We start from the raw sequence: 16,178 nt of genomic DNA on the forward strand, positions 1-16,178 counted from the left end.
TCAGTCTCAATGGTCATTGATGCAGCCGGCGCCTTGCACGTCATAGTTCAGCACATGCTCGCGGCCCTGATGGTCGAGGTAATTCAATTGCGCCGGCACCACACCGCACGCCTGTGAAATATCGGTGCTGGACAGGACTTTGTCGACATCCAGATTCACGTAGAAGCCGGTTTTGTCATGAATCACCGCGGTGTCGGGCATGTTGGCAGCGAACGCGGAACCGGTGGCGAGGAGGGCGGTGAAAGCGAGCAGGAGGGTTTTCATGGTCAGTCACTCAGTGGTCGAAGTTGATCGGCATTGGCGCCGGGACAACTTCAGGCTACCGAGCGATCCGCACGGCAAACCGACAGCTGAATGACAAAGTTGTAATCAAACGGTGTGTGAGGATTTTCCGGGCTCAACGCTAACCCCTGTGGGAGCTGGCTTGCCAGCGATGAGGCAGGCACAGTCAAAGTTTTCATTGACTGATCCACCGCTATCGCTGGCAAGCCAGCTCCCACAGGGTTATAGGGTGTGCCGTTAGCTAGCGTGGGTACTGAGAATGCTCGCCACCTGCTGCGGCTGGCAGTTCAGGTACGGCGAAGACTTCAGCCAGCGCTGATCCGGATACCACGAAAACATGAACTGGCCATTCTTCAGGCGATCGATCACCTGTTTGGCAATCTGCGGACGCACCGCCGGGCAGCCCTGGCTGCGGCCGATGCGCCCCTGTTTCTTGCTCCACAGCGGATTCACGTAACTGGCGGCATGAATGACGATGGCGCGATCGCGGGCCATGTCATTGAAACCCGGCTCCAGACCGTCCATGCGCAATGAATAGCCGTGGGCGCCGCTGTAACTTTCCTGGGTGCGAAACAAACCGAGACTGGATTGATAACTGCCTTCACGGTTGGAGAACTGCGTGGCGAAGTTTTCCCCGGAATTGGAACCATGGGCGACAAGATCGCGTAGAACCAACTTCTGTTTGCTCAGGTCGAAAATCCACAGGCGACGTTCAGTCGACGGTTGCGAGTAATCGATGATCGCCAAGTGGCGCGACGGTTTAGCGCCATTGTTGACCGCACACTGCATGGCGTTCAGAGCGCCTTTCAGCGCCTGGGGATTGAGTTCTGGCGCGGCGTGCGCGAGGCTGGTGTAGAGAACCGGCGATAGATTGCCGGCGGCAAAAACTGGACTGGACACAACGACGAGGGTCGCGGTGGTCAGCAGAAGTCGGCGCAAAAACGTCAACATTTATAAAGTGTCCTCACTTGCTACTTATTTGGCACTTTGGCTCCTGACTCCCAGTCGTTACCCGCAAGCTCGTAGATCGAACCTGACTGTTCAGCGCACCTGATGTAAGGTTGACCGTCATCTGGACGGCCATGGATTGGAGTAAAGCAGTTGTTCAAAAAGTACGCATGCTACTTGAGCATTTGTCTGATCGCTGCGCCGTTTGTCGCTTGTGCCGATGAGCCGCTGCCGCCCTTGCAGACGCTGCCGACGCCACCGGCCGAAATGCCCATCGAGCCGCAAAGTCCGTTACAGGCGGTATTGATCAGCCTGCCTCAGGCCTGCCCGACGATTGGCCCACAGCTAAACGGCCCGGCGCTGACCCAGTTGCAAGCGTTCTATGAACAGCAGGACTGGATGCCGGTGTGGGCCAGCGAAACCGCAAGATTGCCGGCCTTGCAGGCGCAATTGCAGCTGTTGGCCGACGATGGCCTCAATCCGAAACGCTACCCGGTCGCCGCCGTACCGCCGCAGGACGGCGAGTTGTGCGCCGACATCGAAATCAGTCGCTACTACCTCCAGGCATTGCAGGATTTGCATTACGGCCGTCTGTTGCAATCGCACTTCGAACCGCTGTGGCATGCCGACACGAGCCCGCGTGACCGTCAGGCGGAATTGTTGGCCATTGCCGTGCCGGGCATGCATGACATTGCCGCGGCGTTCGATCTGGCCCGCCCGCGACTGGCGCAATATCAAAACCTGCGTCAGTTGTATGCCGCGCAACGCCAGAAAGCCCTGCCGCAATGGCAATCAGTCGGCGACGGCCCGTTGCTGCGTCCTTCAATGGAAGACAACCGCGTGCCGCAACTGGCCCAGCGTTTGTTCAACGAAGGCTACCTGACCCACGCCATTGGCACGCCGGACAACGCCTACAGCGGTGTGCTGGTGGACGCAGTGAAAAGCTTTCAGGCCAATCATTCGTTGCAGGCCGACGGCGTGGTCGGGCCGGGGACGATTGCCGAACTGAATATCAGCCCGCTGACCCGCCGCGAACAGTTGCGGGTCAATCTCGAACGCTTCCGCTGGATGGCTCAGGACATGGAGCCGGACGGCTTGCTGGTCAACGTCGCCGCTGCCGAATTGAGCCTCTATCAGGGCGGCCAGGTGGTGTGGCAGACCCGCACCCAGGTCGGTCGCGCCGAGCGCCAGACACCGCTGCTCAAATCCCGTGTCACGCGCCTGACCCTGAACCCGACCTGGACGGTGCCGCCGACCATCTGGAAAGAAGACAAGCTGCCAGCGATCCGCAAGGATCAGACCTTCCTCAGTCGGCAGAACCTGCAAGTGCTCGACGCTAACGGTCAGCCCATCGCGGCGGCAGACGTCGATTGGGACAACCCCGGCAACATCCTCTTGCGCCAGGACGCCGGGCCACGCAATCCGCTGGGGCAAATGGTCATCCGTTTTCCCAATCCGTTCTCGGTGTACCTGCACGACACGCCGAGCAAGGCGCTGTTCGACAAAGGCCCGCGCGCGTTCAGCTCCGGTTGCGTGAGGGTCGAGCATCCGCTGCAACTGCGTGATCTGCTGCTCAGCCCGGCGGAGAAGGCCCGCACCGACACGCTGCTGGCAACCGGCACCACCCACGAATTCCGCCTGTCGGCGCCGGTGCCGATCCTGATGACCTACTGGACCGCGCAGGTCGGCAACGACGGCCACGTGCAATACGCACCGGATATCTACAGCCGCGACAGCGCCTTGCTTGCCGGCCTCGACCGCGCGCATTAGCTCGACAATTCCCTGCTGTAGGAGCTGCCGAAGGCTGCGATCTTTTGATCTTGTCTTTTAAAGGCAACATCAAAAGATCGCAGCCTGCGGCAGCTCGTACACGGGCGACTGTGATTTGATTCGGCCGCGCAGCGTCTAGCCCCAGTGTCCCCGCGATCCCCTGGGGCGAGACTTCGGAACCCGGCATGCAAGCGCTGTTGAACGAGATCCTTGACGCAGTCCGGCCCCTGATCGGGCAAGGCAAGGTAGCTGACTACATTCCTGCCCTCGGCACCGTGCCGGCCAATCAATTGGGCATTGCCGTGTATGGCAACGACGGCGAGATGTATTGCGCTGGCGACGCTGAAACGCCGTTTTCGGTGCAGAGTATTTCCAAGGTGTTCAGCCTCGTGCAGGCCATCGATCATTCTGGTGAGGCGATCTGGGAGCGGCTCGGCCATGAACCTTCCGGCCAGCCGTTCAACTCGTTGGTGCAATTGGAATTCGAACGCGGCCGCCCGCGCAATCCGTTCATCAACGCCGGCGCGCTGGTGATCTGCGACATCAACCAATCGCGCTTCGCCGCACCGACCTTGTCGATGCGTGATTTCGTCCGGCGGCTGTCGGGCAATCCGCAGATCATGATCGACGGCAAAGTCGCTGACTCCGAATACCAGCACCGTGCGCGCAATGCGGCGATGGCCTATCTGATGCAGTCCTTCGGCAACTTTCACAACGATGTCGAAGCGGTGCTGCGCAGCTATTTCAGTCACTGCGCCCTGCGCATGAACTGCATCGACCTGGCCCGGGCCTTCTGCTTCCTGGCTAACGACGGTTTCTGCAAACACAGCGGCGAGCAGATTCTGACGCGCCGTCAGACCCAGCAGGTCAACTCGATCATGGCCACCAGCGGGCTGTATGACGAGGCGGGCAACTTTGCTTACCGCGTGGGCTTGCCGGGCAAGAGCGGGGTCGGTGGCGGGATTGTCGCGGTGGTGCCGGGGCAGTTCACGGTGTGCGTGTGGTCGCCGGAACTCAATGCGGCGGGTAATTCGCTGGCGGGGATGGCGGCGCTGGAAATGCTCAGCTCAAGGATCGGTTGGTCGGTGTTCTGAACACGACACCGCCCCCCTGTAGGAGTGAGCCTGCTCGCGATAGCGGTGGATCAGACAGATCTGTATCGACTGACACGACGCTATCGCGAGCAGGCTCACTCCTACAGTAAAAGCGTTGCGTCGCGCATAAAAAAACGCCGCTCATCTCACGATGGGCGGCGTTTTTCACGGCGTTGTAACGTTAGGCTTGAACGACCGGGATATTGGCGTTCGCAGCAGCTTCACGGAACTCGGCGATCTGGTCGAAAGACAGGTAGCGGTAGATATCAGCCGCCATGCTGTCGATCTTGCCAGCGTATTCCATGTACTCCTCGACGGTCGGCAGGCGACCCAGGATCGAAGCCACGGACGCCAGCTCAGCCGAAGCCAGGTAGACGTTCGCGCCGTCGCCCAGACGGTTCGGGAAGTTACGGGTGGAAGTGGAAACCACGGTCGCGTTCGGCTCTACACGTGCCTGGTTACCCATGCACAGCGAGCAGCCCGGCATTTCCATGCGTGCGCCAGCCTTGCCGTAGATGCCGTAGTAGCCTTCTTCGGTCAGTTGGTGAGCGTCCATCTTGGTCGGCGGCGACAGCCACAGACGAGTTGGCAGCTGACCCTTGACCTGATCCAGCAACTTACCGGCAGCGCGGAAGTGACCGATGTTGGTCATGCACGAACCGATGAACACTTCGTCGATCTTCTCGCCAGCAACGCTGGACAGCAGACGGGCGTCGTCCGGGTCGTTCGGCGCGCACAGTACAGGCTCGCTGATGTCGGCCAGATCGATTTCGATGATTTCGGCGTATTCGGCGTCGGCATCGGCTTCCATCAGTTCCGGGTTGGCAACCCAGGCTTCCATCGCTTGAGCACGACGTTCCAGAGTACGTGCATCGCCGTAGCCTTCGCCGATCATCCAGCGCAGCAGGGTGATGTTGGAGTTCAGGTACTCGGTGATCGACTCTTTCGACAGCTTGATGGTGCAACCGGCAGCCGAACGTTCGGCCGAGGCGTCGGACAATTCGAACGCCTGTTCCAGGGTCAGACCTTCCAGACCTTCGATTTCCAGGATGCGGCCGGAGAAGGCGTTTTTCTTGCCTTTCTTCTCGACGGTCAGCAGACCGTTCTGGATAGCGAAGTACGGAATGGCATGAACCAGGTCACGCAGGGTGATGCCAGGTTTCATTTTGCCTTTGAAGCGCACCAGGATCGATTCCGGCATGTCCAGCGGCATAACGCCGGTGGCCGCAGCAAACGCCACCAGACCGGAACCGGCCGGGAACGAAATGCCCATCGGGAAACGGGTGTGCGAGTCACCACCGGTGCCGACGGTGTCTGGCAGCAGCATGCGGTTCAGCCACGAGTGGATGATGCCGTCGCCCGGACGCAGGGAAACGCCGCCGCGAGTCATGATGAAGTCAGGCAGGGTGTGGTGGGTGGTCACGTCGATCGGCTTTGGATACGCCGCGGTGTGGCAGAAGGACTGCATCACCAGATCAGCCGAGAAGCCCAGGCACGCCAGGTCTTTCAGTTCGTCACGGGTCATTGGACCGGTGGTGTCCTGAGAACCTACGGTGGTCATTTTCGGTTCGCAGTAGGTGCCAGGACGGATGCCTTTGCCTTCTGCCAGACCGCAAGCCTTGCCGACCATTTTCTGCGCCAGGGTGTAACCCTTGGTGCTTTCGATCGGTGCATCAGGCTTCTTGAACAGGTCAAACGGTGGCAGACCCAGTTCGGCGCGAGCCTTCTCGGTCAGGCCACGGCCGATGATCAGCGGGATACGGCCGCCAGCACGAACTTCGTCCAACAGTACCGGAGTCTTCATTTCGAAGGTGGTCAGGACTTCGTCGGTGCCGTGTTTGCAGACTTTGCCAGCATGCGGGTACAGGTCGATCACGTCGCCCATGTTCATGTTGGACACGTCGAACTCGATTGGCAGTGCGCCGGCATCTTCCATGGTGTTGTAGAAGATCGGAGCGATTTTGCTGCCGAAGCAGAAACCGCCAGCGCGCTTGTTCGGCACGTAAGGAACGTCGTCGCCGAAGAACCACAGCACCGAGTTGGTCGCCGATTTACGCGACGAACCGGTACCGACCACGTCACCGACGTAGGCGATCGGGAAGCCTTGACCGCGCATTTCTTCGATCTGTTTCATCGGGCCGATGGCGCCCTGCTGATCAGGAACGATGCCGTCACGGGCCATTTTCAGCATGGCCAGGGCGTGCAGCGGGATGTCTGGACGCGACCAGGCATCCGGGGCAGGGGACAGGTCGTCGGTGTTGGTTTCGCCGGTTACCTTGAATACGCGCAGGCTGATCTTGTCGGCCAGGGTCGGGCGGTTCTTGAACCACTCGCCGTCAGCCCAGGATTGCAGCACGGCTTTAGCGTGAGCGTTGCCGTTCTTGGCTTTTTCCGCGACGTCGTGGAACGCATCGAACATCAGCAGGGTGTGCTTGAGTTGCGCGGCAGCGACTGGCGCCAGCTCGGCGTCGTCCAGCAGGTCAACCAGGGTCACGATGTTGTAGCCGCCCTGCATGGTGCCGAGCAGTTCTACAGCGCGCTTTTTGTCCAGCAGAGGGGAGGAAACTTCGCCCTTGGCCAGTGCAGACAGGAAGCCGGCTTTTACATAGGCCGCTTCGTCCACGCCTGGTGGAATGCGATTGGTGATCAGGTCAACGAGGAATTCTTCTTCGCCAGCCGGAGGGTTTTTCAGCAGCTCGACCAGGCCTGCTGTTTGTTCGGCGTTAAGCGGCTGGGGAACGATACCCAGGGCTGCACGCTCTTCGATATGTTTGCGGTAGGCTTCAAGCACAGTTATTACCCTCATCAGTGGTCCCAAATGGGTGTCCGGGACGCTCATCCCGAAATGGTCGTACTCATGCGCTGCGCGGCGTTGTGGGCCACTTAGCCAGAATTACCGACCATTCCTTACAGAAGCTGCTTTCAAAGTTTTACGCCTGCAGAACGGGGAGCTGATGAGGGTTGGCGATGGGCTTTTCCCCGCTGGAAAAACCCTTCGCCAACACCGCTCTGAAGGAACGACTGTGCTCGTGACGCTTTGAAAACAGCTTCTAACGGACATTGGCGCCTTAAAAGGCTGGCTGATTCTACGGCAAAAAAAATTTAAAGGTAAGTTCGTCCCTGAAGTTTGAGGGGTGATGAATGTTAGACAAAGGGCTAACATGCCGACCTGTTCCGCGTTTCAGTGCCTTTGCCTATCTTATGCCCAATCAGACCATCAAGACCCCCTGCGTCGGCCTCTGCTCCACTGTTTACGGTGATCTGGTGTGCCGTGGCTGCAAGCGTTTCCACCACGAAGTGATCCATTGGAATGGGTACAACGAGGAGGAAAAACGTGCGGTGTGGTTGCGACTGGAGCAATTGCTGTCACAAGTGATGGCGGGCAAGGTCGAGATTTTCGATTCGGCGCGCCTGCGCGAGCAGCTCGAACAGCGCAAGATCCGCTTCGTGCCGCATCAGTCGGAATATTGCTGGGCTTATCAACTGATCGCCCGGGGTGCGCGGGTGATCATTAATCTGGAAGCCTACGGGATGGTGTTGCTGCCGGAGTTTCGCGACTGGAACCTGCCGGAGCTGCGCGATGCCATTGATCGGGAATTCTTCCTGCTGTCGGAAGCGCATTACCAGCGCTACATCGCCCCCGGATTCCTCAAAGACGCCTTTGGCGCCTGAAGGTCAAAAGATCGCAGCGTGCCGCAGCTCCCACAGAGACCGTATGGCAATGCCATTTATGTGAATGCCAACTGCACCTGTGGGAGCTGGCTTGCCAGCCATAGCGGTAGTTCAGTCAATATTGATATTGCATGTGCCGGCCTCATCGCTGGCAAGCCAGCTCCCACAGGTTCGTGTGACGCGTTCTACCTGTAGGAGCTGCCGAAAGCTGCGATCTTTTGATCTTTAATGCTTCACCGCCAACTCCACCAAATGATCCTCAACCTCCTGCGGTTTCAGCACCAGCACATCACTCTCCAGTTCATCCAGCACCACTTCCGCCGTATTACCAATCAAAGCCCCCGACAACCCCGTCCGCGCCACCGTGCCAATCACCGTTACCGCCGCCTGCAGCTTGTGCGCCATAAACGGAATCAACACATCCGCCGGGCCTTCCTCGATGTGCAGATGTTCATCATCGACATCAAATTCCGCCTGAAACGCCCGGCACTGCTCGCGATAACGCGCTTCGATGGTTTCGCTCAGTTGCAGCGTCGGGTCCGCCGCCGACAGCATCGGTGATGGATGCGCCGCGATCACATGCAGATGCGCCTTGGCCAGACTGGCAATGTCGTAGCCATGATCAATGATCGTCGTGTGCAAATGCCGGTGCTCGCCATCGGCGTTGCCGACATCCACCGCTGCCAGAATCACTTTGTCCTTCCACGAACCAGCGGTTTTCACCAGCAGCACCGGGGTAGGGCAGTGGCGCAAGAGTTTCCAGTCCGCCGGGGTCAGCAGGGCCTTTTTCAGTGAGCTGTCGGGGAAATGCTGCTTGATCACCAACCCGCAGCCTTCAGCCTGCTGCACGTCGATGATGGTCTCGTGCAGGCTCTCGTTCCACGCCTGTTCGGTGGTCACGCTGTAACCGTCCGCCAGCAGCGCGGATTTGAGCACGCCGAGCATGCCCGCGTGATCGTGCTTCTTGTCGCACACCAACAAGTGCAAGTGGGCCTGGGTCACACCGGCAATCAACTTGGCACGCTTGAGCGCCAGACTTTCCGAATGTTCGGGTTCGATGACCACCAGAATGCTGCGAATGGCTTGCATGAGCGGAGTCTCCAGCAAAGAAAAGGCACGGCGTTGCACAACTATAGTTGCTGCCCGAACGCGCGCGACTTGACGCATATCAACGCGCGCGGCTGGTGGTCTGCGGGCAGGCCGGTATAATCGGCGCCCTTCGCTCGAACACCATTAGCCGTGAGCCCCATGATCCTTCCCGAAATCCACGAATTCCTTGGCTGCCGCACCCCCGACGCCTGGGTCCAGGCCGCACTGGCCGATCAGGAAACCTTGCTGATCGACCACAAGAACTGCGAATTCAAAGCCGCCAGCACCGCCCTGAGCCTGATCGCCAAGTATCACTCCCATGTTGACCTGATCAACATGATGTCGCGCCTGGCCCGGGAAGAACTGGTGCACCACGAACAAGTCATGCGCATCATGAAACGCCGCAAGATCGAACTGCGCCAACTGCACGCCGGGCGCTATGCCTCAGGCCTGCGCAAAGTGGTGCGCAGTCACGAACCGGTAAAACTGGTGGATACGCTGGTGGTCGGCGCATTTATCGAAGCGCGCAGCTGCGAACGCTTTGAAGCGCTGGTGCCGCACCTGGATGAAGAGTTGGGCAAGTTTTACTTTGGTTTGCTCAAGAGCGAGGCGCGGCATTTTCAGGGCTATCTGAAGCTTGCCTACCAGTACGGTGACGCGAAGGACATTGCCCTGGTGATCGAGAAAGTCCGCGCCGCCGAGCAAGAGCTGATCGAATCGCCGGATGAAGAATTTCGCTTCCACAGCGGCGTCCCAGCGCAGGTCTAACAGCGAAAAGCGCAGCGCCTGAAACCACAAAACCCGCCGCCCCGATTGCTTGGGATGGCGGGTTTTTTTATGCCCGGTGAATGTGTGTCGTCAGCCAGTCAGCCTTCGCTGGCAAGCCAGCTCCCACAAGGATTGTGCCGTTCAAAAATCCCTGTTCCAGCGCAGAATCTGTGGGAGCTGGCTTGCCAGCGATGGGGCCAGAACGGCCACCGAATCAATCAGTGAATGCTTCCCACACCCACCAACTCCAGATTATCCAGCGCCCGATTTACCGCCAATTCCCCGAGCATGATCAACTGCGCAATCCCCAACAGCGCCCGACGCTGTGGTGCGGGCGCCATGTTGGCGAAATCCTGGGCGATGGTTTTGGCCGAGGCGAGTGTTGCGCTGGCATCGGCCAGTAGCTCTTCGTTTTTGGTGTCGGCGGTGACGGCATACATGCCACGGGTTTTGCGTGGCGGCGGCGTAGAGCCGGGCGGGCAGAGGTAATGGTCGAGGGCGCGGTCGGCGGCTTCGTGGAGTTTGTTCGAGTCGAAGGATTCGTAGGGGGAGGTGGGGTCGGTTTCGGGTGGGTTGGGTGTTGGTTTGAACATGGTGAAGCTCCTAGAGTCAATGGAGCCGCCACATTGCGCTGCGATACGAAAGGAAGGTGGCAGCTATACGCGGGTCGCAGACCGGGACTCTAGAACCGGCAGACCCTAAGGTCTCCCACGTACAGCCGCCATAAAAAGCGCGGGTGTTGTGCGTCCAGAGATCGACGGGCTGCGAGACCCGATCACTGATGTGTCAGCGACCGACCCACAATAAAACCTGCTCCGAAGACGCACAAGCCGGCGGATTCTGGCTTAGCTGTAGGCAAAGGCGCAAGGATGTGTAGCCTGCGTGCGTTTCTGCAGGTTTCAGCTAAACGGGGTTGTTTAAAACCCAGAGATCGCAGGCTTCGGTAGCGACTGGTTCCAGTCTCCTTTAAATGGTACGAGAGGCTGCGATTTTTTGGCTGATCGATTCATTTGGCGCTTATGAGTGATAACGATCCGTCCTGATTTCTACGTATGTTAGTTGCAGTTTATGAAATCAGTATTCAAAAGTGAAATAGTCAACCGAGTCGCCGCTCGTACTGTTTGTTTTGATTTCAATGCTCAATATTCCAGATGCGGAAAATTCACGTAATGTGCGGCCGTTATTGTGAGGAAGGTGCTGTCCAAGAAAGTCGTTGTTTGCATCGTAATAAGTCACAGTGCTCCTTCCGCTACTCCAAAAGCTGACTTTTGTGCACGCGAGTCTTAAAGTGATCTTCCCATGATTGGAGGTTAGGTCGAAAAAAGACAGGACAGAGCCTTCAAGTTGACCGGGAATAATCGAGGATGGATGAATTTTCCGGATTTCAATACTTCCGCTAATGGTTGTGATCGACATGTGTTTTAATTCTAGTGTCGTGCCTGGAACTATAGTTTGGTCTGGTGTTGTGTCGAAATTCTCAGTCCGTATAGTCGGTGTTGTTTTAACTAAGTATGATCTTCTGCTAAAGTTGATGGTTGTGCGGGTATTGTCTGTATTTTTTGTATTTACTCTAAAATCAACCGAGGCCTCGCTTCCATTCTTAAGTGATCGTATCCAATCAATTGGTGCGGGAATATTCAAGCCATCAATGGAGTCGAGAGGTTCACCCTCTATGATCGACATTCGGACATGTTGCCCATTCTTATCCACTCCACTGAGGCTCAGAAAGATTGGTGTTCCACGCTCTTGAAACATCCACCTGGCCACCCGAATATTCGCCCCCGCCGGCAACTTATCAATATCTAACTCCGCTCCAAGCTCCCCATTAATATTCGGCACCGGCAACCGCACATCCCCATCCACGATTTTCGCAACGTTCACTTTCAACACCGGTGACTTGGCCGCCTGCCCACCCCCACGATTCAAATTCCAGCGAAACTCAATCGCCTGCCCATGCCGCGCCGCCAGAAACGCCGGGGTCAACACCACGTTCACCCGCTTGTTACTGTTAAACGCCACCAACGGAAACTGCGGCGCGCCCGCCGGTGCATTCACTTCAACCAAACGCGCCCGATCGCCGTCCAGCGCACCGAGGTATTCGATGCGCATCGTCACGCCGTTGGCATAGGCCAGTACATCAATCGGACTGACTGCCGGCGCCACCAGAAACGGTGGCAACAGTTCAACGCTGCCCGCGCCCGTGACTTCGGCGGTGGTGGTATTGGAGGAGGCGAGGACTGCGCCGTTGCGCACCAACTCATATTTCGCCCGAACCGTGCTGCCGGCGATGACTTTGGCGTTGGGCACCATCAATCGGTAGGTAAACGGGATGCGTGCGACCGTGGCCTCAACACTGTGGGAAATCACCGCGCCGGTTGGCGGTGTTGCGGTGTAGCTGACGCGGATCCTGTCGTTGGGTTGCCACTGTGGAGCGAAGGCGTGGACCAGCACGGTGAGGTCTTTGCCGGCCAGTTTGGCCAGGTCGATGGTGCGCGGATCGTCGTTCGGATCATCTGGATTTTCGGCCAGATCCGGGGCGACGAGGCGAGCGTCCTTGCGATGCACATCGACAATGACGGTGCCTGACCACGGCGAGTCGGTGTCTGGGCCGTTACCCAGTTGATCGGTCACGGTGTAGGAAAACACGAACGTCGAGCTGTCACCGGCGCGCTCGAACACCGCTTCCTCAACCATCACGCATACGGTGGTGGGTTCGGCGGTGGGAATGGCCGGGGCTTCGGTGGTGGTGACAGTGCGGTAGACGTCCTGGCCATTACAGTTGAGCCAGATTTTGTCGTGGGCGCGGCAGTAGGGATAACTGAAACACACTTGCACGCCTTGTCTGGCGCGTTCGGCGTCGATGCCGTCATCGATGACATCCTGCGGCAGGATCAGCTCCAGCTCCGAATGTGCGCCATCACCCGGTGTGCGGTCTTGCATGCCGGGGCGAATGGCGTTGTACAGCAGCATCAGCACCGGCGTGGAGGTGCCGATGTTCTGACTGCCGCGAGTGATGGTGTAGACCAGTTGGTTGACCCGGTCGGTCAATAGCAGGCCTTTGTTGATGTACAGGGTCGAGGTGCTGTTTTCCTGACCGGCCTCGATGGATTTGTTATTCACCGCCAACCCGTTCAATACCAGCGTGATGACGTCACCCGGAGAGACAGTCCCGGCAAGCGGAGGGTCGACATCGATTTTCAGGCCCATGGGTTTAAGGTCATACACGTGTTTCGGCACGCCGTAATGCGCGCCAATGACGGGTGTAGTCGCTTCGGGGGCGCGAGGAGCTGACAGTGCCAGTACGGTGTTTTCCAGGGTTTGGGACGTGGACATGGTGAACGCTCCTGCGCGCTGTTAACGGACTGGAGCCATGAAAGCGCTTGTGCGGCAATTGCGCACCTGTCAGATCTGACAGGTGCGCGTGGTTTTGCGACGGACGGTCTCTTTATACGGTCATTGTGCAGAACTGTTAAAAACTCTTAAGAGTATGAAACATCAAGCAAAACCGGCCCCAGCGGCCGGTTTTTGCTTGCAGAGCCAAACGCCTCCGACGCGATTGCCGCCATAATGCCGACCCCTTCACACATGGCTCGGCAGACGGTATGGATAACCTGGGTTTTGGCAAAGTCCTGCTGGTGGAAGACGATGAGCGTCTGGCGGCGTTGATCGCGCACTTCCTCGAACAACACGGTTACACGGTGCGCACGGTGCATCGTGGCGATCTGGCGGTGGCGGCTTTTCTGGAGTTCCAGCCGAAAGTGGTGGTGCTCGACCTGATGTTACCGGGCCAGAGCGGGTTGCACGTGTGCCGCGAGATTCGCAGTGTGTCGGACACACCCATCGTGATTCTCACGGCCAAAGAGGACGACCTCGACCACATTCTGGGTCTGGAATCCGGTGCCGACGACTATGTGATCAAACCGATCAAGCCGCCGGTGTTGCTGGCCCGATTGCGTGCGTTGCAACGCCGCCAGGTGCCGGACAGCAGCGTGGTAAGCATTCTTGAGTTCGGAAACCTGAAGATCGACCGCAGTTGCCGCGAAGTGCGCTTGGCCGGAGAGGTCATCGAAATGACCACCATGGAATTCGAGTTGCTGTGGCTGCTGGCGAGTGCGGCGGGCAAGACGCTGTCCCGTGATGACATCCTCAATCGCATGCGCGGCATTGCCTTCGATGGGCTCAATCGCAGCGTCGACGTGTACATCAGCAAGTTGCGCAACAAACTCAAGGACAACCCGCGCGAGCCGGTGTGCATCAAGACCGTGTGGGGCAAGGGCTATCTGTTCAATCCGTTCGCGTGGGAGTTGTAAATGCTGCGGTTATTTTTCGGCCTGTTTCTGGTGATGACGGTCGGCTTGGTGTTGGCGCTGCAGACGGTCGAGCGCACGTTCGATGCGCTGCTCGATTACCAGCAGCGCGATTACAACCGTGAAGCGGTGCGCGGTCAGGCGTGGACATTGGCGCAACAGCTGCGCGACCTCGACGGCGCGGTGCGGGAGCAACAGCTCGCCTCGATCCGCCCGCACTACGGCTTGGGTCTGACGCTGGTTGATAGCGCTCAACTGGACCTCAGCGATGCGGAAAAATCCGAGCTGGCCCAAGGGCTGCTGGTGATTCGCGACAAGTACACCCAGTACATTTCCGCGATTGACGACGGCCCGCAACTGCTGAGCATTCGCTTGCCGGCCGAACCGAGTCTGATGCCGTTCTACATCGTCGGCGCGTACCTGATGATTGCCGTGATGATCGGCATCGTCCTGTTCTTCTGGGTGCGTCCGCACTGGCGCGATCTCGAGAAACTGCGGCTGGCGGCGGAGCGCTTTGGCGATAACGATCTGTCGGCGCGCATTCAGTTGTCCAAGCGCTCGAACATTCGTGATCTGGCTGAACACTTCAATCTGATGGCGGCGCGCATCGAAGGCTTGATCGCCAATCAGCGCGAACTGACCAACGCCGTATCCCATGAATTGCGCACGCCGATTGCGCGGCTGTCGTTCGAACTCGATCAGCTCAAGCAGCAGCCGGATGCCATCCAGAGTCGTGAGCTGATTGCCGACATGTACGCCGACCTTGGCGAGCTGGAAGAGATGGTGTCCGAACTGCTGACCTACGCCAGTCTTGAGCGCGGCGCGACGGTGATCAAACGCGAAAATATTCAGGCCGCCAATTGGCTCGACAGCGTGGTCGGCAGTGTGGCGCTGGAGGCAGAAGCGGCGGGCGTGCAGTTGTTGATTGGCGATTGCCGGCTCGACACCGTGCGCATCGAGCCACGCTTCATGGCGCGGGCGGTGATCAATCTGCTGCGCAACGCAATTCGCTACGCCGAGCAGCGGGTGGAAGTGACGCTCGTGCGCACCGGCGATTATTACCAGGTGCAGGTCAACGATGATGGGCCGGGCGTGCCGGTCGACGGGCGCGAAAAGATTTTCGAACCGTTTTCGCGGCTGGATGCCAGTCGTGATCGGCGCACGGGCGGCTTTGGTTTGGGATTGGCGCTGGTGCGGCGGGTGTCGCAGTCCCATGGCGGGCAGGTTGAAGTGGGGGATTCGCCTTGGGGCGGGGCGTCGTTTCGGATGACCTGGGCGCATCTGGATTAGTGATGTTGCCTGTGCTGACCCCTTCGCGAGCAGGCTCGCTCTAGGCATTCTAGGTGTGGGAGCGAGCTTGCTCGCGAAGGGGCCGGCAGGGTCACCGCACTATCGGTTCAGTCCGAGGCGCTCATGCCACTGCGCAATGGACTCTTCGGGATACACATCAAACTCCTGATCCTTGGCCTTGGCCTTGGCCTTCGCCTCCACCTCAACCCACGGCGCTTTCGAGCCGAGCATCAAATGCGTGTGCTCCGGCGGTACCGGCAGCGGGGTGTCGATGGCTGAGGCGAACGGGTGGATCAGCTCCGGCCATTCGGGGCTGAACAGCCACAAACCGCTGCCACACAGGGCACAGAAGTGCCGTTCGGCGCTGCTGCGATGGGCGCGCTTGTCGCCGGCGTCTTTCATTTTCGCGTGGTAGATCGTGATGTTTTTGCGCCCCTGAACCTTAAGCGTGGTCGCGTCGCCGCCGAGGTTGATCGCATAACCGCCACCGCCCTGAGTCTTGCGGCAGATCGAGCAGTAGCAGCGTTGATACGGGTAGGGGTGGGCGCTGCTCAGGGTGAATGTCACGGCGCCGCAATGGCAGGAACCTTCGAGGTGCATGGGGGCCTCCGGTTGGCTGGGATGGTTCGGTTGAGCCTAGAAGATCTGCGGTGAATGTGCTGACGCCATCGCTGGCAAGCCAGCTCCCACAAGGTTAGGTGTTGATTACAAGATCTGTGAACGACACAAATCCTTGTGGGAGCTGGCTTGCCAGCGATGAACTATCACGCGGTGCCACTGGACGCCCACCGCCCGTGCGGTCAGCATGTCCGGCTAAAAACAGGGATCAACACCCATGCGCCGATTACCCTCACTCCCCCAAGGTCAGGTGTTGATTACAAGATCTGTGAACGACACAAATCCTTGTGGGAGCTGGCTTGCCAGCGATGAACGATCACGCGGTGCCACTGGACGCCCA

General features: G+C 58.7%; 13 protein-coding genes. 6 read left to right on the top strand and 7 right to left on the bottom strand.

What is annotated here, in order from left to right:
• Positions 1 to 6: 6 nt before the first annotated feature.
• Both EJA71_RS11755 and EJA71_RS11760 read right to left on the bottom strand, forming a co-directional pair.
• On the bottom strand, positions 7 to 264 hold the full coding sequence (locus EJA71_RS11755) for a DUF2790 domain-containing protein (protein WP_158956977.1): 258 nt from the start codon (positions 262 to 264) through the stop codon (positions 7 to 9).
• 255 nt (positions 265 to 519) lie between these two features.
• The gene (locus EJA71_RS11760) at positions 520 to 1,233 is read right to left on the bottom strand and encodes a murein L,D-transpeptidase catalytic domain family protein (protein WP_158956979.1); all 714 of its coding nucleotides are present in this window, start codon (positions 1,231 to 1,233) and stop codon (positions 520 to 522) included.
• A 150-nt stretch (positions 1,234 to 1,383) separates the two neighbouring features.
• Between EJA71_RS11760 and EJA71_RS11765 the strand changes: the two genes are divergently transcribed.
• Together EJA71_RS11765 and glsB are read left to right on the top strand one after the other, a co-directional pair.
• Complete coding sequence (locus tag EJA71_RS11765; protein WP_158956981.1) at positions 1,384 to 3,000, top strand: murein L,D-transpeptidase; 1,617 nt, start codon at positions 1,384 to 1,386, stop codon at positions 2,998 to 3,000.
• A gap of 185 nt (positions 3,001 to 3,185) precedes the next feature.
• Entirely contained in the window at positions 3,186 to 4,094 is a 909-nt protein-coding gene (glsB, locus tag EJA71_RS11770) for a glutaminase B (protein ID WP_034152462.1), read from the top strand.
• A 181-nt stretch (positions 4,095 to 4,275) separates the two neighbouring features.
• Here the strand turns inward: glsB and acnB are convergent, their stop codons facing one another.
• Positions 4,276 to 6,885 (bottom strand): bifunctional aconitate hydratase 2/2-methylisocitrate dehydratase, encoded by a 2,610-nt coding sequence (gene acnB / locus EJA71_RS11775; protein WP_158956997.1) that lies wholly within the window; start codon positions 6,883 to 6,885, stop codon positions 4,276 to 4,278.
• Positions 6,886 to 7,295: 410 nt separating this feature from the next.
• On the opposite strand from acnB, the gene EJA71_RS11780 reads away from it, so the two are divergent.
• The gene (locus EJA71_RS11780; protein ID WP_038366489.1) at positions 7,296 to 7,766 is read left to right on the top strand and encodes a DUF1289 domain-containing protein; all 471 of its coding nucleotides are present in this window, start codon (positions 7,296 to 7,298) and stop codon (positions 7,764 to 7,766) included.
• Between the two features lie 225 nt (positions 7,767 to 7,991).
• Here EJA71_RS11780 and EJA71_RS11785 read toward each other — a convergent pair whose 3' ends face one another.
• On the bottom strand, positions 7,992 to 8,855 hold the full coding sequence (locus tag EJA71_RS11785; RefSeq protein WP_158956983.1) for a universal stress protein: 864 nt from the start codon (positions 8,853 to 8,855) through the stop codon (positions 7,992 to 7,994).
• Between the two features lie 159 nt (positions 8,856 to 9,014).
• Between EJA71_RS11785 and EJA71_RS11790 the strand changes: the two genes are divergently transcribed.
• Positions 9,015 to 9,623, top strand: a complete 609-nt coding sequence (locus EJA71_RS11790; protein ID WP_158956985.1) for a tRNA-(ms[2]io[6]A)-hydroxylase — start codon at positions 9,015 to 9,017, stop codon at positions 9,621 to 9,623.
• A 218-nt stretch (positions 9,624 to 9,841) separates the two neighbouring features.
• On the opposite strand, the gene EJA71_RS11795 is transcribed toward EJA71_RS11790, so the two are convergent.
• Together EJA71_RS11795 and EJA71_RS11800 are read right to left on the bottom strand one after the other, a co-directional pair.
• Complete coding sequence (locus EJA71_RS11795) at positions 9,842 to 10,216, bottom strand: DUF6124 family protein (protein WP_158956987.1); 375 nt, start codon at positions 10,214 to 10,216, stop codon at positions 9,842 to 9,844.
• Between the two features lie 481 nt (positions 10,217 to 10,697).
• Positions 10,698 to 12,956, bottom strand: a complete 2,259-nt coding sequence (locus EJA71_RS11800; protein WP_158956989.1) for a hypothetical protein — start codon at positions 12,954 to 12,956, stop codon at positions 10,698 to 10,700.
• Positions 12,957 to 13,225: 269 nt separating this feature from the next.
• Between EJA71_RS11800 and EJA71_RS11805 the strand changes: the two genes are divergently transcribed.
• Entirely contained in the window at positions 13,226 to 13,933 is a 708-nt protein-coding gene (locus tag EJA71_RS11805; protein WP_158956991.1) for a response regulator, read from the top strand.
• The gene (locus EJA71_RS11810; protein ID WP_158956993.1) at positions 13,934 to 15,220 is read left to right on the top strand and encodes an ATP-binding protein; all 1,287 of its coding nucleotides are present in this window, start codon (positions 13,934 to 13,936) and stop codon (positions 15,218 to 15,220) included.
• A gap of 99 nt (positions 15,221 to 15,319) precedes the next feature.
• Here the strand turns inward: EJA71_RS11810 and EJA71_RS11815 are convergent, their stop codons facing one another.
• A complete protein-coding gene (locus EJA71_RS11815) occupies positions 15,320 to 15,820 on the bottom strand; it encodes a GFA family protein (RefSeq protein WP_158956995.1) in 501 nt (166 codons plus the stop codon).
• Between the last annotated feature and the right edge of the window lie 358 nt (positions 15,821 to 16,178).

Source organism: Pseudomonas sp. PB106 (assembly GCF_009764645.1).
In the GTDB taxonomy this organism is placed as follows: Bacteria; Pseudomonadota; Gammaproteobacteria; order Pseudomonadales; family Pseudomonadaceae; genus Aquipseudomonas.